Origin of the sequence: Luteibacter sp. SG786 (assembly GCF_011759605.1) — a bacterium.
GTDB lineage: Bacteria > Pseudomonadota > Gammaproteobacteria > Xanthomonadales > Rhodanobacteraceae > Luteibacter.
This window is the reverse complement of the sequence record NZ_JAAOYX010000003.1, coordinates 594,125-615,301: the sequence shown is the minus strand read 5'-3', so window position 1 is coordinate 615,301 and position 21,177 is coordinate 594,125. Positions and strand designations below refer to the sequence as shown.

Here is a 21,177-nt window from a genome sequence, read left to right as displayed (position 1 = left end):
GAACGCCTCATGCATACAGCCACTCCGTCCCACGGTCAGGACGTCGCCGTGCTGATTCCCTGCTTCAATGAGGAACTGGCCATAGCGAGCGTGGTCCGGGATTTTCGCGCCGCCCTGCCGCATGCCCGTATCCACGTCTTCGACAATGCATCCACGGACAGGACCGCTGAGATCGCGAGGGACGCCGGGGCCATCGTGCGCACCGTCGGCCTGCGCGGCAAGGGCAACGTGGTCCGCCGCATGTTCGCCGATGTCGACGCTGACGTGTATGTGCTTGTCGATGGCGATGCCACCTACGACGCGACCAGCGCCCCGGCGATGATTATGCGGCTGCTGCACGACGGGTCGGACATGCTGGTGGGCGTACGCAAGGACGACAACCTGGCGGGGGCTTACCGCAGCGGCCATCGCCTTGGCAACCGCATGCTGACCAGTTGCGTGGCCATGATCTTCGGTGGCGCGTTCACCGACATGCTGTCCGGCTACCGCGTGTTTACCCGCCGCTACGTGAAGTCGTTTCCCGCACTCTCCGTCGGTTTCGAAACGGAAACCGAATTGACCGTGCATGCGCTCGAACTGCGCATGCCCTGGAGCGAAATGGATACGCCCTACTCCACAAGGCCCGAGGGATCGGAAAGCAAACTCTCCACTTACAAAGACGGGCTACGGATACTGCGAATGATCCTTCGTCTGTTCGTGGCCGAACGCCCCCTGCAATTCTTTGGCCTGGTAGGCGCACTGTCGCTATCGATTGGCGTGGCGATCGCCGTACCGCTATTGACGACCTATCTCGCCACCCACGAAGTGCCGCGATTGCCGACGGCCATGCTATCCACCGGCCTCGCGCTGATCGCTGCCATCTCGGTGGTATGCGGTGTCATCATGGATGCGGTAACCCGGGCCCGCAGGGAGATGAAGCGCCTGTTCTACCTAGGCATCCCGGGGCCTTCCATCGCCAGGGATCCTTAGGGATCGGCATATCCGACGATGCGTGCGGGATTGCCCACGACGATTGCCCGTTCGGGAACGTCCTGGGTCACGACGGCACCGGCACCGATCATGGCGTGTCGGCCAATCTCGATCCCGGGCAAAATCGTCGCGCCGCCGCCGATCGACGCCCCCTGACGCACGAGAGTGCGAGGAAACTCGCCCGTGTAGACGCGGGACCTGGGAAACCTGTCATTGGTGAAGGTCACATTCGGCCCGACGAAAACGTCATCCTCCAGCCGCAAGCCATCCCACAACTGCACCCCGCTCTTCACCGTCACCCGATCGCCCACGAGCACGTCGTTCTCGACAAAGCAGTGCGAGCAGATGTTGCAGTCCTCGCCAATGGTGGCGCCCGGAAGGATCACCACGAACTGCCAGACCCGCGTGCGGGCACCGATGCGCAGGGTCTGCACATCGGCGAGGGCATGAACGAACGGCTCGTCGCTCACTCGACAGTGACCGATTTCGCCAGGTTACGCGGCTGGTCGACATCCGTGCCACGCTGCACCGCCACGTGGTAAGCCAGCAGTTGCATCGGCACGGTGAACACGGCCGGGGCGATCAGGTCGCCGCCGCCGTCCACGCGGACCATGGCGACGTGCTCGGTGCCGTCTTCCATTTCCGCCCGCTCGTCGGCGAACACGATCAGCTCGCCGCCGCGCGCGCGCACTTCCTGCAGGTTGGACTTCAGCTTGTCCAGCAGCGGGCCGTTCGGCGCGACCGCCACGATGGGCATGTTCTCGTCCACGAGCGCCAGGGGGCCGTGCTTCAACTCGCCCGCCGGGTAGGCTTCGGCGTGGATGTAGGAGATCTCCTTGAGCTTCAGCGAGCCTTCCAAGGCCACCGGAAACTGCGCGCCGCGCCCGAGGAACAGGGCGTGCTGCTTGTTGATGAAGTGATCGGCGATCTTCAGCACGGCAGGTTCGGTCTGCAAGGCGTTCTCGAGGTAACGCGGTAGCGACTGCAACTCCTTGCAGTGCTCGAGGTAGCGCGCATTGTCCAGACCGCGCCGGCGGCCCAGGTCGAGCGCCAGCAACGCAAACGCCGCCAATTGGGTGGTGAAGGCCTTCGTCGAGGCCACGCCGATCTCCGGGCCGGCCCGGGTCATGAGGCGCAGATCGGACTCGCGCACGACAGAGGACTCGGGGACGTTGCAGATGGCGAACGTGGCGAGATAGCCACGGCGGCGCGATTCGCGCATGGCCGCGAGCGTGTCGGCGGTTTCGCCCGACTGCGACACCGCCACGAACAGGGTGTCCTCGGGAACCACGACATCGCGGTAGCGGTATTCGCTGGCCACCTCGACCACGACCGGAATGCGCGCCAGCTGCTCGATCCAATACTTCGCCACCATGCCGGCGTGGTAGCTGGTACCGCAGGCCACGATATGAATGCCGCGGGTCTTGTCGAGGATCGGGTCTGCATCGATACCGAAGATATTCGGCAGCACGCCGTGCGGACCGATGCGGCCTTCGAGCGTGTCGGCCACCGCGCGCGGCTGCTCGAAGATTTCCTTCTGCATGTAGTGCCGGTATTCGCCGCGCTCGACGGAATCGGCGCTGATTTCGCTCTCGTGGGCCGTGCGGTCGACGGGGCTGCCGTCGAGCCCGAAGACAGCGACGCTGTCGCGAGTGATCTCGACGACGTCGTCCTCTTCCAGGTACATCATGCGGTTGGTGACCTTGATGAGGGCCTGCGCATCGGAACCGAGGAAGTGTTCTCCGATGCCGATGCCCACCAGCAGGGGGCACCCGCGTCGGGCGCCGACGATGCGCTCGGGCTCGTCAAGGCTCATCACAGCGATGGCATAAGCCCCTTCCAGCTCGCGCACGGCAGCCGTCACCGCCTGGCGCAGGGACTTGCCGGCCTGCACGTGCTCGTCGATGACGGCGCCCATGACTTCCGTATCGGTCTCGGAAAGAAAGCTGCGCCCCTTTGCCTTGAGCGACTCGCGCAAGGTGGCATGGTTTTCGATGATGCCGTTGTGCACGATGGCGATGCGGCCCTGCACGTGCGGATGCGCGTTCTTTTCGCTAGGCACGCCGTGCGTGGCCCAACGGGTATGCGCGATGCCGGTGCCGCCGGGCACCGGGTCCGCGTCGTAGAGGGCTTCCATCTCGCGAACCTTGCCCTTGGCGCGCACACGGCGAATTTCGCCGCCATCGGCGATGGCCATGCCCGCGGAATCGTATCCGCGGTACTCGAGGGCTTTCAGACCCGCGATGAGGATGGGTGCTATATCACGCTGCGCGACAGCGGCGACGATTCCACACATGACGCTTCCCCTGTTCCTTAATTCACTTTGCGACGCAGGTAGTTCAAGAGATCGATGCGAGTGATCAACCCGAGGAACTGCTCCCCGTCGACCACGATGGCGACGTGGCCCTTCTCGAACACGGGTAACAGCGCTTCGATGGGTGCCGTGACCTGGAGCATTTCCGGCGATGCGATCATGGCGGTGGACACCGGATCGCGAAACTTCGCACTGTCGGCATGCACGTGCAGCAGCACGTCCGACTCGTCGAGGATGCCGACGAGTCGGTCGTCTTCCATGACCGGCAACTGCGATACGTCGTACAGCTTCATGCGGTTGTAGGCGGTGATCAGCAGATCCTGCGGCTTGACCACGACCGTGTCGCGCTGCGCATACGGCCGCAGGATCAGGTCGCGCAGGTCGCCATGCTGCTCGCGTTCGAGGAAGCCGTTGTCCAGCATCCAGTAATCGTTGTACATCTTCGACAGGTACTTGTTGCCGGTGTCGCAGACGAGCGTGACGACGCGCTTGGGCGTGGTCTGCTCGCGGCAATACTTCAGCGCCGCGGCCAGCAACGTTCCGGTGGAGGACCCACCGAGCACGCCTTCCTTGGCCAGGAGTTCGCGGGCCGCGAGGAAGCTTTCCTTGTCGCTGATGGCGTAGGCCTTCTTCACCATCGAGAAGTCGCTGATCGAGGGAAGGAAATCCTCGCCGATGCCCTCGACCATCCAGCTGCCCGACTTCTCCGACAGGGTGCCCTCGTTGATATATTGCGCGAGGATCGAACCGACGGGGTCGGCCAGGACGATTTCCGTGTTCGGCGAATGCTCGCGAAGATAGGCCGTAAGCCCGCTCATGGTGCCGGACGAGCCGCAGCCGACCACGATGGCATCCACCTTTCCGTCGAGCTGCTCGAGGATTTCGGGGCCGGTGGTCTGGACATGTGCCAGCGGGTTGTCGGGATTGCCGAACTGGTTGATGAAATACGCCCCGGGGGTTTCGCGCGCGATGCGCTCGGCCATGTCCTGGTAGTACTCCGGGTGCCCCTTGGCCACATCGGAGCGCGTGAGCACGACCTCCGCGCCCATGGCCTTCAGGTTGAAGATCTTCTCCCGGCTCATCTTGTCCGGCACCACGAGAACGAGACGATACCCCTTCTGCTGTGCGACAAGGGCGAGGCCCAGGCCCGTATTGCCCGCCGTGCCCTCGACCAGGGTGTCGCCCGGCTTGATCTTGCCTGCGCGCTCGGCGCCTTCGATCATCGAACGACCGATCCGATCCTTCACCGAACCGCCGGGATTGGCACTTTCCAGCTTCAGGAACAGTTCGCAACAGCCCGCATCCAGATGTTGGGCGCGCACCATCGGGGTGCGACCGATCAATTCGAGGATGCTGTCGTGAACACTCATTGGAACTCCGTGGTTGATCCGGCACGATCCGGTGACCGCGCCTGCTGGCCCACATGATAAAGGGTGCGCCACTGAACCGATGCCCGGCTTCTCGGCCGAGCCAAAACGGTGTATGGACCGCCCCGGAACGGGTCGGTTCCTTTCGCCGGCACCGTTTTTTACCGCGCCCCATAAAAAACGGGCGCCAGAAGCGCCCGTTTTCCTCATGTTCGGCCCGGCTGGGCGTCAGTGCGGCGACTGTCGCCACCGATCCCACATTCGCTCCAGTTGGACCTTGGCCTGCAGCTTCTCCCGCTTCATCTGGGTGAGGGCCTCGTCGCCCAGCGCCAGGCAGCCCCTGCCGGCGTCTTCGAGCTTGGAATCGAGTTCCTTGTGGCGGAAATAGAGACGGCGAGTCTCGGCATCGGCATGGATGAACTTCTCGACGTCGTCACGCTGCTGGTTTTCGAACATATCGATCTCCTCGCGGTGGGATCGGCCCGTAGTGGGGCCGGTCGTGAGGGGAGCCATGCGGGCACGATCCGCGCATCGGCGGTCGGGGAAAACAGCGATGCTATGTGCCTGGGTAGACGTACGCATGCTCCGGCAGGGCCGCCACGTGTTTTTTCCGTGACGGGGGATCGAAGCTACTCCGCTCGCGGAGGACCCGCAAGAGCGATTTTCCTCAAAAAACCGCTAAAAAATAGTTGCTGGCGCAACGGTTTACGCAGCAGGTGCCGCAGCGCGGCGCAGTGACATGCTGTAGGAGCGCGCCTGCGCGCGACATGTTTTCGCGGCTGCGCCCAGGCTGGCTCGCCAGCTTCGGGGCTTGGCCTCAAAACATGTCGTGCGCAGGGCGCGCTCCTACGGAGGCGGCCTTACTGGCCGCCCTTCTTCGACTTCTTGGGCGAGGTCGTGGCCGGCGTCGACGCCGGAGCCCCGCCATCGGACGAGTTCATGTCGCGCATCGCGCGAGCGGCGGCTTCGGCAAGGGCTGCCTGCTTCTTGGCGGCGTTGGCCACACGGGCCTGGGCGGCGGCGACCTGCCGGGCCTTTTCGCCCTCGGCCTTGGCCTGCTCCAGCGCCTGGGAGTACTCCACGCCCTGCTGCTGCAGGCGCGCGGCCTCTTCCTGGATCATCTGGTTCTGCAAGCGCTGCTGTTCGAGCTGGCGGCGCGCCATCTCGGCATCGAGCCGGCTGGCCTCGAGCAGGATGGCGTCGTGCTCGCGGTCCAGCTGGGCGCTCTTCACCTGGGCGTCCTGGTACTGGGCCATGGCCTTGGCGATGTCCACACGCCGCTCGGCGATGTAGAGGTAATGCCCGTGGAGCTTGTCCTTGGGCTTGTACTGGGCCATCTGGCTGATCGCCTCGCGCGCGCGGGCCTGTTCGGCCTGCGCATACCCGCCCAGGGCCGGATCGGCGGAGAGCTGGTCGAGGCTGGATGTGAGCCGACGGACGTCGAGGTCTTCGGTAGCGGCCAGCGCCGTTCCCGCGGAAACGGCAAGAACCAGGGCCGAAAGGAGGGTGGTGGAGCGCTTCATCACTGGCCTCCCTGATTGTTCAGCGGCAGGGTTTCGCCGCCGGCGGGCGGAGGCGTGTTGTCGACGGGCTCGGGCAGGACGGTTTCCGACTCCTGCACGTTGCTCGGAATAGGCACCGTGTCGTTGGCGTGGTTGTCGATCATGTCCACGCGCATTTTGGAATTTTCCTTGCTCTTGGCCGTGTTCTGGGCCCGGGCCGCGCCCAGGCGGGCCTTGGCACGGGCCAATTCGCTGTCGGCCCTGGACTCGTCTGCCAGCAGGGCGGCCTCTTCGTATTTACGGCTGGCCATGGCGGCCTGGGCCTGGCGGAACTTACCCTGGGCGTAGTCCAGGTCCACCGGCGCATAATCGGCGGCGCCCGCATCCCGAGCGGCCTGCAGCTGGGCCAGCGCCTGATTCATGGCGCCATCCGGCGGCGGCACGCTGGCGCAGCCAGCGAGGGTGGCGATAGCCAGGGCCAGGGAAGCCAGCCCGAGAAGCCGACGGCCCCTGGACAGGGCCTTCGGCGGCAAGATGTGCACCATCACTCGTTCCTCGTACAGATTTGCGAGATATTGTCGATATACAGGTCAGTGAGACCGTCTTCTCGATTGTAATGCGAACGCCCGGGGGTTTAGGTGGATATCGGTTATTTCCTGAAACTGATGGTGGACAAGGGCGCGTCGGACATGTTCCTGACGACCGGCGCCCCCGTGAACATCAAGGTGGAGGGCAAGCTCTACCCGCTCGGTAATACCGGCCTGCCCAGCGGCATGGTCAAGAAAATCGCCTATTCGCTCATGGACGAGGGCCAGGTGCCCCAGTTCGAGCGGGATCTCGAACTGAACATGGCGCTGGCGGTGAAAGAAGCCGGACGCTTCCGTATCAACGTGTTCAAGCAGCGCGGCGAGATCGGCATGGTCATCCGTGCCATCAAGAGCGAGATCCCCTCGCTCGAGGAATTGCGCCTGCCGGCCATCTTCCGCGACCTGATCATGGAGCCCCGCGGCCTCATCCTCGTGGTGGGCGCCACCGGCTCGGGCAAGTCCACGACGCTCGCGGCCATGCTCGATCACCGCAACAACAACAGCTCGGGACACATCCTCACCATCGAGGACCCGATCGAGTACCTGCACCGGCACAAGCGCTCCATCGTGAACCAGCGCGAAGTGGGCCTCGACACCCACAGCTACCACGAGGCCCTGAAGAACGCGATGCGCGAGGCTCCCGACGTGATCATGATCGGCGAGATCCGCGATACCGACACCATGGAAGCCGCCATCTCCTTCTCCGAGACCGGCCACCTTTGCCTGGCCACGCTGCACTCGAACAACGCCGACCAGACGCTGGAGCGCATCCTCAACTTCTTCCCGGAATCGGCGCACAAGAACGTCCTGATGAACCTGGCCCTCAACCTGCGCGCGGTGATCAGCCAGCGCCTGGTCATCGGCAAGGACGGGCGCCGCATGCCGGCCACGGAAGTCCTGCTCAACACCCCGCTCATCCGCGACATGATCCGCCGCGGCCAGATCCACGAGGTGAAGGACGCCATGGATCGCAGCCTCCAGGAGGGCATGCAGACGTTCGATCAGTCCCTGTATCGCCTCTACAAGGAAGGCCAGATCACCCTCGAGGAGTGCTTGAACAAGGCGGACTCGCGCGACGGCCTGGCACTCAAGATCCGCCTGTCGGAAGGCGCCTCGGGAAGCGAGTTCGCTTCGAGCGATCCGTACGGCATCGGAGTCTGACGGCGACCTTTAAGGGCCCGACAGACTGTGGGGGCCTGAAAGACTTGTGGGAGCCGCTTCAGCGGCGATCCCGCGGCAGCGGGCCAGATCGCCGCTGAAGCGGCTCCCACACAAGGCCCGCTATGGGGCGTCGGGCTGGGCGTCCGGCGCCGCCTTACGGAACGCCTCCAACGCCTGGCAGGCCTCCACCACGCGCCGGATGGTCGGGTACGGCGCCAGATCCACGCCCCAACGCAAGGCGTTGTAATGCTGCGGCACGAGGCATGCGTCGGCCAGGCTCGGTGTGTTCCCAAAGCTGAAGCGCCCGGCCGTGCCGTCGGCCATGAGTTTCTCCAGGCCATCGAAGCCGTGCCGGATCCAGCGTCTCGACCAGGCCTCCTTTGCCGCTTGGTCGGCCCCGAACTCGCTCTCGAGCGCCTTCAGCACGCGCAGGTTGCCCAGGGGATGGATGTCCGTGCCCACCGCCTGCATGAGCTCTCGGACTTTCGCCCTGCCCTTGGCGTCGCGCGGCATCAGCGCCGGCTCCGGATGCGTCTCTTCGAGGTATTCCATGATCGCCATCGACTGTCGGACCACCGTGTCGCCGTCGACGAGCGCGGGAAGCTGCGCCTGCGGCGACACGCGACGGTACTCGTCCTTCAGATGCTGTCCGCCGTCATTGACCAGGTGCACCGGCCGCGCTTCGTAGTCCAGCCCCTTGAGGTTCAGCACGATACGAACGCGGTATGCGGCGCTGGAGCGCCAATAGGTGTACAGGGCGAGGGACATGCGGGGCCTTCCTGAAGAGCGACGGGGAATTCTAGCGGCGCATGCGTGGAAAGCCTTGCCGCGCTGCCGCGCGAGACCGATTTGCGCCCATCCGGTCCTGCCACGGACAATAGCGGCCTTCCGTCCATGAGCTGGAGCCCAACGTGTCCGTCATCCGCATGCAAGACCTCGACCTGCGCGGCAAGCGCGTGCTGATCCGCGAAGACCTGAACGTTCCCGTCGAGGACGGAAAGATCACCTCCACCCAGCGACTGGACGCCTCGCTGCCCACGATCGTGGCGGCCCGCGACGCCGGTGCGAAGGTCATGGTTATCTCGCACCTCGGGCGGCCGAAGGAAGGCCAGTTCGACGAAGCGTCTTCGCTGAAGCCTGTTGCCGATTGGCTGGGCGACAAGCTCGGCAAGCCGGTGCGCCTCGTGCGCGATTATCTCGACGGCGTGGATGTCGCCGATGGCGAGGTGGTAGTGCTGGAAAATTGCCGGATGAACGTCGGCGAAGGCAAGGACGACGAAGGCCTGTCGAAGAAGTACGCGGCACTTTGCGACGTTTTCGTCATGGACGCCTTCGGCACCGCCCATCGCGCGCAGGCATCCACGCACGGCGTGATCCGCTTCGCACCCATCGCGGCGGCCGGCCCCCTGCTCGCGAAAGAACTGGACGCCCTCGGAAAGGCGCTGGAAAACCCCGACCATCCGCTGCTCGCCATCGTTGCCGGCTCCAAGGTCTCGACCAAGCTTGAATTGCTGCAGAACCTCGTCGATCGCGTGGACCAGCTCATCGTGGGCGGCGGCATCGCCAATACCTTCATCCTCGCGGCGGGCCACAAGGTGGGCAAGTCGCTGGTAGAAGCCGACCTGCTCGATACGGCGAAGAAAATCATGGCCGATGCCAAGGCGCGCGGCGCCGACGTCCCGGTGCCGACCGACGTCGTGGTCGCCACCGAATTTGCAGCCACCGCGAAGGCCACGGTGAAGCCGGTCGACCAGGTCGGCGACGACGAAATGATCCTCGACATCGGCCCGGACACGGCGAAGCGCTACGCCGAGTTGATCGCGAAGGCGGGCACCGTGGTGTGGAACGGCCCCGTGGGCGTGTTCGAGTTCGACGCCTTCGGCAAGGGCACGGAAACGCTGGCTCGCGCCATCGCATCGTCCAAGGCGTTCTCGATCGCCGGTGGTGGCGACACCCTGGCTGCGGTGGACAAGTACGGCATCGAAGACGGCGTCTCCTATATCTCCACGGGCGGCGGCGCATTCCTCGAATTCCTCGAAGGCAAGGAACTGCCGGCCGTTGCCGCGCTGAAAGCGCGGGCGGAAGCGAAGTAATGCTCATCCTGTTCGATCTCGATGGCACGCTCATCGATTCGGAACTCGGCATCGTCGCCGGCGTGCGCCATTCGTTGGCCAGCGTCGGCGCGGAAGCTCCGGACGACAGCGTGCTACGGTCGTGGATCGGCCCACCCCTGCGGGTGAGCTTCGGTGCCGTGCTGGACGGTGACAGCGAACGCGTGGAGGCCGCGGTAGAGGCCTACTCGCAGCGTTTCCGCGAGATCGGCTGGTCCGAACACACCGTTTACGAAGGCGTCGGCGACATGGTCTCCGCGCTCGCGGACGCCGGGCATCGCCTCGCGATCGTCACCAGCAAGACACGTTCGCACGCCGAACCGATCATCGCCCACCTGCCCTTCGGCCACCTCTTCGAACGCATCTACGCGCCGCCGCCGAGCACGGCGCATAGCGAGAAAGCGGAAATGATCGCCGCTGCCCTGGCGGACTTCGACCACCCCGCCGAAGACACGCTCATGGTCGGCGACCGGCTCTTCGACATGGAGGGAGCCGTCGCCAACGACGTACGCGGCCTCGGCGTGCTCTGGGGCTTCGGCGACCGGGAGGAACTGGAAAGCGCCGGCGCATGGAAGGTGGTGCAGACGCCGGCGGAGATCGTGCTGCTGGCGGGGGAAGTGATTACGGGATAGCGCTCGTCCTACGCAAGCGATTGCCTTTGGTACTGCACGGCTGACTTACGCGCTCGATCGGCGCCGGCTGATGTTCCGGCTGCGCAACGTCGCCTAACTTCGTTGACTGCGCGTCCGCGCCACTCAGTGAAACGTCATACGACAGGAGAACGCATGGTTCCGCTTCCCACTGCGACAACAGCCCTGAGATCCATTCTCGGCGCCCTCTTTGTGGTGATTTCTCTCGACGCCACTGGAACGACAAGCGAGGACTCGCACCCAAGGTGGGAATCGCCTCTCGCGCGCGATGTTTCCAAGGTTAACCGCGAACGTCACGTCACCACTTCGCCCTCTCCCATCGCTCCGAATGCACAGCAGCCAGGCCGCCTTGCACAGACACTGACCAACGTGGCGATTTTCGCGCTGGGCGCTACGGGCAAGGTTTCAGGTGTTGGGCGCGATACAACGGGCGACATTGGAAAGCCTCTTCTTGGCGCCCGGGAAGACCGCGTCCGACCAGGGGTGCAGGGCGCGATCAAATAGGCACCCTAAGCTTCACCCGTCTGGCTGGTCGAACTCGACAGGCCGGGCGAGCATCGGCAACGGAGGAGACAGGGACGGCGCCCCGTTGGACGGCACCACCGCCTGACGCATCGACGCGGTGAAGCTTGGAAGCAACACTTGGTTCCCATAAGCACTGATATGGTCACCGTCGAAAAACAGCGGTTTGCCGTCGATAAGACCTTCGCAGGTTTGACCACCCGGGCAAAGGGACTTCACAGGGTCGAAAATGCCTATCCCGTGGTCGTCGCCAGCGAGGGACTCGAGTGCAGCGAGCATGGGATCCCGAAGTGCCAGGAACTCGCTGCGATCGATTCGCGTGCCCGCAGCGCAGATTTCATTAGAGGCCGTCCACCAATCGGCACAGCGGAAGGGCGGAGCCTTCAGTACAGGTCCGGGCGCCTGCAACATGACGCTGGCGCCCGTAGCGCGGAGCTTCGCCAGTACCGCGCGAGCGTCGCGCATCGTACTCTCTGCATGCTCTGACGTCCGAGGTGCAGCGGCTAACGAATTGACCTGCTCGCCGGGATATATGACCCATTGATCGACGAATCTGGGTAACCGAAGCGATGGGAGAAACACCACGCTTCCTGGCTGCAGGTTCGGCAGGAGGTCAGTCAACGCGTTCGATGAACTCTCACGACAGCGTGGATTGTCCTCCCGCCAAGGTTGCAAGCTCAGAAACGGGCATCCACCGTTGTTGTAAACGGTGACCACTGCGCCAGTTTGCAAGGCATACGACGCAAAGGCCGGACCGTAGGCCAACGCATGTGAATCACCGACGGCGAATACGTCCGGCGCTGTCGAATTGCCCTGGCATCCGTTACGCCGATATGTCACTCGCCACCCTACCGCAAGATCTGTGCGGCTTGGAGAGACCTTGCACCCCTTTTCGTCGGTCAACCTCTGTCCCTTCGATGGGTACCAGAGCTCGGGCGACCTGGCGACCGTGCTGAACGAGAACTTCGCTTGGTGCCTATCCATGGCGTGGGCGATCCCTGAACCGATGCAAATGGCCATAAACGCCACGACCACGGTTCGACCCGGAGTAACGTTCGCGAAAACATGTTCTGACCTGAACGGCCGTTCCACGAAACGCCATGACAATCTTGCTAGAAGAAATGAAAGCGCAAGGGCAGTAGCACTTTGCCAAGGTTTCGAAAAACCGACCGTCCATTTGAAAAGAACGATTACTGGCCAGTGCCAAAGGTAGAGCGAATACGACATTTGACCCACACTTGTGAGCCATGAGTGCCAATTTCGCGCTCGGCGTACCTCGACCACGCGCCCGGCATCGAACGCGGCAATAAGGAGCGCTGCCGCCGCCACGGGAACGAGCGTCGCATATCCCGGCGATTTTCCTGGCTCGGAGCAAAGAAGCGACCAACACAGACATGCCGCCCCGACCGCCAAAAGCAATGTACGAATCCTTCGATAATCTCTCCGCGCGGAAATCGACTTATATAGCGTTGAAGACCATCCCAGGTAGAGCAACACCCCCGCCGCCATTTCCCAGAACCTGGCGATGAAGAGGTAGTAACCCTTGGAATTGCCCGCTCCTATCATGTCTACGGCAAGAAGGAAGGACATCGCGGCACCCCCCATGAACAAGGCGAGCGCAACGACGCGGCATCTTCCACCTCGCAACCACATGGCAAAAAGGAAGGGAAATACCAGATAGAACTGCTCTTCGACGCCCAGGGACCATGTGTGCGTGAAGGGATTGAACTCCGCCAGCGGTGAAAAATATTGGTTATCCGACCGCGCGAGGACGATGTTGCCCAATCCGAAGAATGCATATCTTCCTGTTCTTGGAACGTTGTCACTCAACCAGGACGGCGGAATCCACAAAGCAGACATGAACGCCGTCACCAGCAGACATACACCCAGCGCCGGCACGATCCGCCGAACGCGCCTGGCAAAGAAGTCGACCACGAATGCACGTGATGATGACGGCCCGCGCGAGGAAGCGGCCATGCTCACAACGAAGCCGGAGATAACGAAGAACACGTCGACACCGGCAAAGCCGCCGGGCAGTAGTCGTCCGTCCAGGTGATACGCAACAACGGCAAGGACTGCCAATGCGCGCAATGCGTCGATGTGCGGCAGATACCGCGCGCGCGGGATATTCATCGTCATGATGGTTGTTGCTCCTTTGGTAGCGAATGTTACCAATTACCGTTGCCAAATGGGGTAGGAAATGGCCCTACCCACCTCGGACCAGGACCACTCGACCTCCCTTGCGCCGGTGACGTCGTGGATCAGGCATCGCCGTTATCCCGCCGCCAGACGAACCCCTAACGTGTGAAACCCACCAAGACGGTGGTGATGCCAAGGGACTCGGAATTGATGACTATGAAAGGTCGCTCGATAAAGCTCGTGCTCTGTGCCGGGCTGGTGTTCGTGTCTAGCGGAGCGAGCCAGGCGCGCATCCTTCAGCCGGGAGAAGGATTGCGAACGGGTGAAACCATGCTCTCAGAAGAAGGGAAATACATCGGAGTCATGCAGCACGACGGCAACTTCGTCGTATACAGCAACGACGGCCAGCTTCGGCCGATATGGTCGACGAACACGACCGGCAGGGGCGCAGTCGTCGCGAACATGCAACGCGACGGCAATTTCGTGCTTTACGATGCCGCAGGGCGCCCAGTCTGGTGGACAGCGAGCAACGGCCGGGATCGAACGTTCGCGATCACCGAGCATGGACAGGCTATGGTTGTCGCTCCCGGGCGAGCTGGCAATCGCATGCGGGGTCCGGGTACCTCCGTCTTGCGCAGGCTCGGCGTTAAGCCGGTCTGGGCAGCGAAAGAGTATGACCGTCGGTCGATGCCGGCTCGCTCGGGACCCTATTGCGTTGGCGATCCGCATGCGTGCGGCAAGAAGCTACACGGCGTGCTTCACCACGGTCCCTGACACGAAGAGGCCCCCTTTCGGGGGCCTCTGACCATCACGTGCCGAATGTCTTACTTGATCACACTCTTCACCGCATCCACCACCGCCGTGGTCGTGATGCCGAAGTGCTCGTAAAGCTTGTCGATCGGCGCTGAGGCGCCGAAGGTGGTCATGCCCACCGCCTTGCCGTCGAGGCCGATGTACTTCGCCCAGAAGTCCTCGCTGGCCGCTTCCACGGCGACGCGCGCGCGGCACCAGGAAGGAAGCACGCCTTCACGGTATTCCAGGGGCTGCGCATCGAATTCCTCGGTGCAGGGCATGGAAACCACGCGCACGGAAATACCCTGGTCGCCCAGCGCATGTGCGGCCTCCACGGCAATGCCCACTTCCGAGCCCGTCGCGATGATGATGGCCTTGAATTTCTCGCTCGGCTCGAAGAGGACGTAGCCGCCCTTTTCGATGTCTGCCACCTGCTGTTCGGTGCGCGGGTTGTGCTTGAGGTTCTGGCGGGAGAACACGAGGCAGGAAGGGTTGCCGGCGCGTTCGATGGCCTTCTTCCACGACACTGCGGATTCCACGGCATCCGCCGGGCGCCAAACACGATTGTTCGGAATGAGGCGCAGCGAGCCCAGGTGTTCGACAGGCTGATGGGTGGGGCCGTCCTCGCCAAGGCCGATCGAATCGTGCGTGTACACGTGGATGGCGTGCGCGGGAATGAGCGCCGACATGCGCACGGCATTGCGCGCATAGTCGGAGAACACCAGGAACGTGGCGTCGTACGGAATGAATCCGCCGTGCAGGGCGAGGCCGTTGGAGATGGCGCTCATGCCGAACTCGCGCACACCGTAGTGAATGTAGTTGCCTTCGGCGCCCGCGGTAGCGACGTTCTTCGAGCCCTTCCAGATCGTGAGGTTCGACGGCGCGAGGTCGGCGGAACCGCCGATCAGCTCGGGCAGCAGCGGACCGAACGCGTCGAGCGCCATTTGCGAGGCCTTGCGCGAAGCGACCACCGGGCCTTCGGCCTGCATCTTCTTGATGTAGGCGTCGGCGCCGTCCTTCCAGCTTGCCGGCAGCTCGCCGCTGAGGCGGCGCTTCAGTTCGGCGGCAAGTTCGGGGTGTGCCTTCGCATAGGCATCGAACTTGTCGTTCCACGCCTTTTCCGCCTTCGCACCGCTTTCCTTGGCACTCCAGGAGTCGTACATCTCCTGCGGAATCTCGAACGGGCCATACTTCCAGCCCAGCTTCTCGCGCGCGGCCTTCACTTCGTCGGCGCCGAGCGGCGCGCCGTGCGACGACTCCTTGCCTTCCTTGTTGGGCGCACCGAAGCCGATCACCGTCTTGCAGATCACCAGCGAGGGCTTTTCGCTCTGCGACGTGGCCGCCGCGATCGCCTTCTTGATGGCGTCCGCGTCGTGGCCGTCGACCGGCTTGCCGTCGTCGCCCAGCACCACGTTCCAGCCGTAGGCGCGGAAGCGCGCCGGCGTGTCATCGGTGAACCAGTCGTGCACCTCGCCGTCGATCGAGATGCCGTTGTCGTCGTAGATGGCGACAAGCTTGCCGAGCTTGAGCGTGCCGGCCAGCGAGGCCACTTCGTGCGAGATGCCTTCCATCAGGCAACCGTCGCCCACGAACACATAGGTGTGGTGATCGACGATGTCGTGGCCCGGGCGGTTGAAGCGCGCCGCGAGCACCTGCTCGGCGAGAGCGAAGCCCACGGCATTCGCAAGACCCTGGCCGAGCGGACCGGTGGTGGTCTCCACGCCGGGCGTGTGGTGATACTCCGGATGGCCCGCGGTGCGGTAGCCGAGCTGACGGAAGTGCTTGAGGTCCTCGATGCCGAGGTCGTAGCCGGTGAGGTGCAACAGCGCGTACTGCAGCATCGAACCGTGACCATTCGAGAGAACGAAGCGGTCGCGGTTCGGCCAATGCGGATTCGAGGGGTTGTGATGCAGGAAGTCGCCCCAGAGAACCTCGGCGATGTCGGCCATGCCCATCGGCATGCCAGGGTGGCCTGACTTGGCGGCTTCCACACCATCCATGGCCAGGGCGCGGATCGCATTGGCGCGTTCGCGGCGTGTCGTCATCGGCGTTCTCCAATAAGGGGCGGCGGAAAAAACGCGATTGTCGCGCATTGTCTGCCTGCTTGTCGTGGACGAACCAACCGCGGCCTGGAAGTTAACCCCGCCTTAATCTTTTGACTCCGTTTTTTGAATTTCTTCAGGTTGCGGGGGCTCTAATCGAACCTGGCCACCGACCTCCCCCTCCCCTTCAACGGTAGGTGGCCGCCCCGACAAAAAGAGGAATATTCCCATGAAGAAGGCAATTCTTGCCCTTGCAGTTTCTTGCATCTCGTTTTCGGCCATTCCGGCTTTCGCACAGGACAGCAACCCCGCCGTGAGCGGCAATTACCAGCCCAGCCAGGCCGTCGGTAGCGGCAACTGGTTCATCGGCGCCAATGTCGGCCGCACCAACGGCAGCGACACCGGCGGCTTCGGCAGCGACACCAGTGGATTCAACTTCCTGCACGGCGAGAAGGGCCGCCGTACGGGTTACGGCCTGCTCGGCGGCTATCGTTGGAAGGTCGGTCCCGATCTGGGCCTCGGTGTCGAGGCCGGCTATGCGGACCTCGGCAATTACCGCGTGAAGAACGTTTTCGAGTCCGACCAGGACGTGAACCAGAAGTCCACGCGCAACGCGCTGCGCGGCTGGATGGTTGGCGTGAACGGCAAGATCAATCTCGTGCCGCAGTGGTACATCAGCGCGCACGGCGGTTACTTCCGCGCCAACGACAACAACCAGAACTACAACAACAGTGTGGGCCAGGATCTCGGCTTCTCCAGCGGCGGCCGCCCCGATCGCGGCAGCTGGTATGCCGGCCTCGGCACCGGTTGGGACGTGAACGAGCACTTCGGCGTGGGCGTGTCGTACGACTACTTCCACGCGGATGCCGGCAAGGTGCGCAACAACGCCACCGGCGAGGTGTCGCGCGGTCTGAAGCGCTCCACCGGTATCGTTTCGCTGGCGGGCGAATACCGCTTCTAAGTCGTTAAACAAAACGGTTGAGCCACGGCGCGACGCGTGCCGTGGCTTAATCGTTTCTTAATACTGAACTACTCGGTATTGAATCTTTTAGAGGCTGCCCAATCTATGCCTCACGCACGGCACCCCCGCTCGTGCGCCAGCGTGTACCGGCATCCCCCCATGGCCGGACGCGCCGCGAAGAACAATAAGCAGGAGAGATCCACCATGAAGAAGACCCTTATCGCCCTCGCCCTTGTCGCTGCCGGCGCCGTTGCTGCGCCCGCGTTCGCGCAGGACGCCAATGGCGCGGGTGGCTGGTTCGTCAATGGCAATGTCGGTCGCACCTCGGTCGACAAGGGCCGCTACGACGGGCACGACACCGGGTACGCCCTCAACGGCGGTTATCGCTGGACGGTCAGCCCCTGGGCCGCGCTCGGCGTCGAAGCCGGTTACAACGACCTGGGTAACATCAACGCGAAGAACTTCTTCAACGGCGACCGCGTGGTCGACCGCAGGAAGTCTGAACTGCACGGCTGGACCGCCGGTGTGAACGGCCACTTCAACATCGATCCGCAGTGGTACATCAGCGGTCGCGCCGGCATCTACGGCTGGAAGGGCCACGGCACCAGCAACAACGACGTCGATCGCCACGATCTCGACAAGACCAGCTGGTACGCCGGTGCGGGCGTGGGCTACGACTTCAGCAACAACTGGAGCCTGGGCATCAACTACGACCACTACGACGCGAAGAAGAACGGTCTCGACCTGTCGACCAACATGACGTCGGTCTCGGCGGAATACCGCTTCTAAGCTTCATCGGCCCCAAGAAGAAACGCCGGCTTTCGCCGGCGTTTTTTTATCAACGCTTCTTCCACTGGCCCAGCGCCGCGGCGCCGTTTTCCTGCGCACGTGCGTAAACCGCCTTCTGCGCTTCGGCCACGTTCTTCTGCTGGTCCTTCGACCAGATCTTCAGCGCCTCGGCCACCAGTGCGCGGCCGTACGAGAAGCTGACCGGCCACGGGTGCGGGCCCATCTGGTTGATGAGGTTCAGGTGCTCGGTGGCCTGCTCGTCGCTCTGGCCGCCGGAGAGGAACACGATGCCCGGCAGCGTGGCGGGCACGCACGACTTGAGCACGCGCACGGTGGCCTCGGCGACGTCTTCCGGCTCGACCTGCGCGTCCTTCGGTGCGTATTTGCCCGGCATGACCATGCTCACCTTCAGGATGGTGCCTTCGAGCATCACGTTCTGTTCGTAGAGCGCGTTGAACAGGCTGCGCAGCACCGCTTCGTGCACTTCATAGCTCACGTCGATGTCGTGCTTGCTCTCGGCATCGTCCATGAGTACTTCCGGCTCCACCATCGGTACCAGGCCGGCTTCCTGGCACAGCGCCGCGTAGCGCGCCAGGGCATGCATGTTGGCCTCGATGGCCGTCGAACTGGGGTTGTCTTCGGTGATCTTGATCACCGCGCGCCACTTGGCGAACTGGGCGCCGAGCTGGGCGTATTCCTTCAGGCGGTCGCGCAGGCCGTCGAGGCCTTCGGTGACCACGTCGCCCGGGAAGCCGGCGAGCGGCACCGGGCCCTTGTCCACCTTGATGCCCGGGATGATGCCGGCCTTCTTCATGGCCTCGACCAGCGGCACGCCGTCCTTGGTCTTCTGGCGGATCGTCTCGTCGAACAGGATGGCGCCCGAGATGTGCTCGCCGAGGTTCGGGGTGGTGAGCAGCAGTTCGCGATAGGCGCGACGGTTTTCCTCGGTGTTCTCGACGCCGGCGGCTTCGAAGCGCTTCTTGATCGTGCCGGTCGATTCGTCGACGGCGATGATGCCCTTGCCCGTGGCCACCATCGCCTGCGCGATCTGTTCGAGGTTTTCGATGCTCATGACAACTCCGTGGAAGTAGTGGTATGCCCCATAAGGCAACGTGGTGCGAATGCAAAAACCGGCGGAGTATAGGGGAATACTCCGCGAAACCCGTTGTGCGGCGCGATCAAGTGGTCTTGTAACCGGGCAGTTCGCACTGCTTCATGATGGCGGCCTTGCGCGCGGGATCTTCCGGAAGATTGAAGCCCACCACGTAGTAAGTGTTGACGGGCTCACCAGCGCGGTTGACGCCCGAAGGGGCGTAACGGAAGTCCTTGACCGCACTGACGCCGACCTGGGCGAGGTCGCCCTCGGGCACCGTCTTCGCCGCCACGACGTTCTGCGGCAGGCCGTTGGAGCCGATCATGTAGGTGACGGCAACACAGCCGGGCTGGTTGAGGTTCTTCCCCGTATTCGGGACATCGGCGCTGACGGAAGTGTTGGTCAGGGTCCAATAGTTCGGCAGGCGGGCCGGGTCGACACGGCGGACATTCTGGGCCGCGGCGCTGCCGACGGCGAGCAGGAGGATGGCGGCAACGGCGACGGAGCGGAGGCTGATGCGGATCATGACGCCCTCAGGGATGGTTGAGGGCATCGAGTTTACTCCGCCAGGGGGATGCGGCGCGTGTGAAATCCTGCGGTGGCTGTGGGAGCCGCTTCAGCGGCGATGGGCACTCGCGGCAGCTTGCCCGCTGCCGCGGGATCGCCGGCGCAGCCGGCTCCCACAGGGCATCGGTTCCGCCTCAAAGATCCCGCAAGCTCTCGGCGATGCCGTCCTCGCCGATCATCAGAAGCTTCAGCGTGTTGGTGCCACCGCCCCGGCCGATGTGATCGCCGTGCGTGAGGATCACGCGGTCGCCCTTGGTGAGCTTGCCCAGCGCGAACAGGTGCTGGAGCGCGGCGCGGGCCGTATGCGCCGGGTCGAGGTTGCTCTGCTCGAAATCCACGGGCTGCACGTCGCGCAGTACGAGCATGCGGCGGCGGGCCATGCCCGACGGCGACATCGCGTAGATGGGCACCGCGAAGCGATAGCGCGAAAGCCACTGCGCCGTGGCGCCGGATTCGGTCAGCGCGACGATGGCGCGGACGCCCACCTGGGCCGCGAGCAGCATGGCGGCCAGGGCGATCGCCTGGTCCGAGCGGTCGAGCGAATGCGTGTTGGGACGAAGGTCGTCGCGCGGCTCGAACTGGCGCTCCGCGCCCAGGCAGATGCGGCGCATGGCCGCCACCGCTTTGTCAGGGTGCGCACCTGCCGCGGTTTCCTGGGAGAGCATCACCGCGTCCGTGCCGTCGATCACGGCGTTCGCCACATCCAGCACTTCGGCTCGGGTGGGAATCGGCGCGGACACCATGGACTGGAGCATCTGCGTGGCGGTGATCACCGAGCGGTTGCGCATGACCGACTCACGGATGATCTTCTTCTGCAGGCCCGGCAGCTCGGCATCGCCGATTTCCACGCCCAGGTCGCCACGGGCGACCATCACGACGTCGGAAGCGTCGATGATCTCGCCCAGCACGGGGATCGCGTCGGCGCGCTCGATCTTGGAGACGATGGCGGCGTCGCCGCCGGCCTCGCGCAGCAGGCGCCGTGCTTCATTGAGGTCGTCGGCCGACCGCACGAACGATACGGCCAGGAAATCGGCGCCCATTTCGGCGGCCAGCTTGATGTCGTTCCGATCCTTGTCGGAGAGCGCGGACACGCTCAGGCCGCCACCCTGGCGGTTGAGTCCCTTGCGGTCGGAAAGGCGGCCGCCGATGGCGACGCGACAGCGGATCTCGCTGCCCACCACTTCCACCACGGACAGCGCCACAAGGCCGTCGTCGAGGAGAAGGATGTCGCCCGCCGACACGTCCTTGGGCAGGTCGTAATAGCTCACGCCTACGCGTGTCTGGTTGCCCGGAGGCGCGTCGGGGCGGCAGTCGAGCACGAAGCTGTCCCCGGTCATGAGGTCGACCGGACCGCCGGCGAATTTCTCGATGCGGATCTTCGGCCCCTGCAGATCGGCCAGGATGCCCACCTCGCGGCCCACGGCATCGGCAGCAGCGCGCACCGCGGCGGCGCGGGCGCGGTGATCGTCGGGCTGACCGTGCGAAAGGTTCAGGCGAACGATGTCCACCCCCTCTTCGAGGATCTTCTCGAGCATGCCCGGCGCGTCGGTGGCGGGCCCGAGGGTGGCGACGATCTTGGTGCGGCGTACCTGGATATCGGTCATCGATGTC

Annotated in this window: 20 protein-coding genes; 8 read left to right on the top strand and 12 right to left on the bottom strand. The window is 63.9% G+C overall.

What is annotated here, in order from left to right:
- Nucleotides 1-9: 9 nt before the first annotated feature.
- The gene (locus FHS47_RS18710; RefSeq protein ID WP_167031822.1) at nt 10-969 is read left to right on the top strand and encodes a glycosyltransferase family 2 protein; all 960 of its coding nucleotides are present in this window, start codon (nt 10-12) and stop codon (nt 967-969) included.
- Here FHS47_RS18710 and FHS47_RS19965 read toward each other — a convergent pair.
- The 6 genes from FHS47_RS19965 to FHS47_RS18680 all read right to left on the bottom strand — a co-directional run bounded on the left by FHS47_RS19965 (nt 966) and on the right by FHS47_RS18680 (nt 6,697).
- Nucleotides 966-1,439: an acyltransferase gene (locus FHS47_RS19965; protein ID WP_343203534.1), complete on the bottom strand. Its 474-nt coding sequence runs from the start codon at nt 1,437-1,439 to the stop codon at nt 966-968. The genes FHS47_RS18710 and FHS47_RS19965 overlap by 4 nt on opposite strands.
- Nucleotides 1,436-3,265: a glutamine--fructose-6-phosphate transaminase (isomerizing) gene (gene glmS, locus FHS47_RS18700; protein ID WP_167031819.1), complete on the bottom strand. Its 1,830-nt coding sequence runs from the start codon at nt 3,263-3,265 to the stop codon at nt 1,436-1,438. The genes FHS47_RS19965 and glmS overlap by 4 nt, the downstream gene beginning before the upstream one ends.
- A gap of 17 nt (nt 3,266-3,282) precedes the next feature.
- A complete protein-coding gene (locus FHS47_RS18695; RefSeq protein ID WP_167031816.1) occupies nt 3,283-4,653 on the bottom strand; it encodes a pyridoxal-phosphate dependent enzyme in 1,371 nt (456 codons plus the stop codon).
- A gap of 225 nt (nt 4,654-4,878) precedes the next feature.
- Entirely contained in the window at nt 4,879-5,106 is a 228-nt protein-coding gene (locus FHS47_RS18690) for a YdcH family protein (RefSeq protein WP_167031813.1), read from the bottom strand.
- Nucleotides 5,107-5,510: 404 nt separating this feature from the next.
- Entirely contained in the window at nt 5,511-6,173 is a 663-nt protein-coding gene (locus FHS47_RS18685) for a DUF4398 domain-containing protein (RefSeq protein ID WP_167031810.1), read from the bottom strand.
- Nucleotides 6,173-6,697, bottom strand: coding sequence for a DUF4398 domain-containing protein (locus FHS47_RS18680; protein ID WP_167031807.1), 525 nt, complete (start codon nt 6,695-6,697; stop codon nt 6,173-6,175). Before FHS47_RS18680 ends, FHS47_RS18685 begins: the two co-directional genes overlap by 1 nt.
- A 93-nt stretch (nt 6,698-6,790) precedes the next feature.
- On the opposite strand from FHS47_RS18680, the gene FHS47_RS18675 reads away from it, so the two are divergent.
- Complete coding sequence (locus FHS47_RS18675; RefSeq protein ID WP_167031804.1) at nt 6,791-7,900, top strand: PilT/PilU family type 4a pilus ATPase; 1,110 nt, start codon at nt 6,791-6,793, stop codon at nt 7,898-7,900.
- A gap of 120 nt (nt 7,901-8,020) precedes the next feature.
- Here FHS47_RS18675 and maiA read toward each other — a convergent pair whose 3' ends face one another.
- A complete protein-coding gene (maiA, locus tag FHS47_RS18670) occupies nt 8,021-8,668 on the bottom strand; it encodes a maleylacetoacetate isomerase (protein ID WP_167031801.1) in 648 nt (215 codons plus the stop codon).
- A 143-nt stretch (nt 8,669-8,811) separates the two neighbouring features.
- Here maiA and FHS47_RS18665 point away from each other — a divergent pair, with 143 nt between their 5' ends.
- From FHS47_RS18665 to FHS47_RS18655, 3 genes are all read left to right on the top strand, one after another.
- A complete protein-coding gene (locus FHS47_RS18665; RefSeq protein ID WP_167031798.1) occupies nt 8,812-9,993 on the top strand; it encodes a phosphoglycerate kinase in 1,182 nt (393 codons plus the stop codon).
- A complete protein-coding gene (locus FHS47_RS18660) occupies nt 9,993-10,643 on the top strand; it encodes an HAD hydrolase-like protein (RefSeq protein ID WP_167031795.1) in 651 nt (216 codons plus the stop codon). Before FHS47_RS18665 ends, FHS47_RS18660 begins: the two co-directional genes overlap by 1 nt.
- 153 nt (nt 10,644-10,796) lie before the next feature.
- Nucleotides 10,797-11,165: a hypothetical protein gene (locus FHS47_RS18655; protein WP_167031791.1), complete on the top strand. Its 369-nt coding sequence runs from the start codon at nt 10,797-10,799 to the stop codon at nt 11,163-11,165.
- 12 nt (nt 11,166-11,177) lie between these two features.
- On the opposite strand, the gene FHS47_RS18650 is transcribed toward FHS47_RS18655, so the two are convergent.
- The gene (locus tag FHS47_RS18650; protein ID WP_167031788.1) at nt 11,178-13,322 is read right to left on the bottom strand and encodes an acyltransferase family protein; all 2,145 of its coding nucleotides are present in this window, start codon (nt 13,320-13,322) and stop codon (nt 11,178-11,180) included.
- Between the two features lie 165 nt (nt 13,323-13,487).
- Here FHS47_RS18650 and FHS47_RS18645 point away from each other — a divergent pair, with 165 nt between their 5' ends.
- Nucleotides 13,488-14,096 (top strand): hypothetical protein, encoded by a 609-nt coding sequence (locus FHS47_RS18645; protein ID WP_167031785.1) that lies wholly within the window; start codon nt 13,488-13,490, stop codon nt 14,094-14,096.
- Nucleotides 14,097-14,146: 50 nt separating this feature from the next.
- On the opposite strand, the gene tkt is transcribed toward FHS47_RS18645, so the two are convergent.
- Nucleotides 14,147-16,159 carry a transketolase gene (tkt, locus tag FHS47_RS18640; RefSeq protein WP_167031782.1) on the bottom strand — a complete coding sequence of 671 codons (2,013 nt, stop codon included), beginning with the start codon at nt 16,157-16,159 and terminating at the stop codon, nt 14,147-14,149.
- Between the two features lie 226 nt (nt 16,160-16,385).
- Here tkt and FHS47_RS18635 point away from each other — a divergent pair, with 226 nt between their 5' ends.
- Both FHS47_RS18635 and FHS47_RS18630 read left to right on the top strand, forming a co-directional pair.
- Nucleotides 16,386-17,117 carry an outer membrane beta-barrel protein gene (locus FHS47_RS18635; protein WP_167031779.1) on the top strand — a complete coding sequence of 244 codons (732 nt, stop codon included), beginning with the start codon at nt 16,386-16,388 and terminating at the stop codon, nt 17,115-17,117.
- 204 nt (nt 17,118-17,321) lie between these two features.
- On the top strand, nt 17,322-17,906 hold the full coding sequence (locus FHS47_RS18630) for a porin family protein (RefSeq protein ID WP_167031776.1): 585 nt from the start codon (nt 17,322-17,324) through the stop codon (nt 17,904-17,906).
- A gap of 49 nt (nt 17,907-17,955) precedes the next feature.
- Here FHS47_RS18630 and FHS47_RS18625 read toward each other — a convergent pair whose 3' ends face one another.
- From FHS47_RS18625 to pyk, 3 genes are all read right to left on the bottom strand, one after another.
- Nucleotides 17,956-18,978 (bottom strand): class I fructose-bisphosphate aldolase, encoded by a 1,023-nt coding sequence (locus FHS47_RS18625; RefSeq protein ID WP_167031773.1) that lies wholly within the window; start codon nt 18,976-18,978, stop codon nt 17,956-17,958.
- Between the two features lie 106 nt (nt 18,979-19,084).
- Nucleotides 19,085-19,525, bottom strand: coding sequence for an energy transducer TonB (locus tag FHS47_RS18620; RefSeq protein WP_167031770.1), 441 nt, complete (start codon nt 19,523-19,525; stop codon nt 19,085-19,087).
- A 175-nt stretch (nt 19,526-19,700) separates the two neighbouring features.
- Entirely contained in the window at nt 19,701-21,170 is a 1,470-nt protein-coding gene (gene pyk, locus FHS47_RS18615; RefSeq protein ID WP_167031768.1) for a pyruvate kinase, read from the bottom strand.
- Between the last annotated feature and the right edge of the window lie 7 nt (nt 21,171-21,177).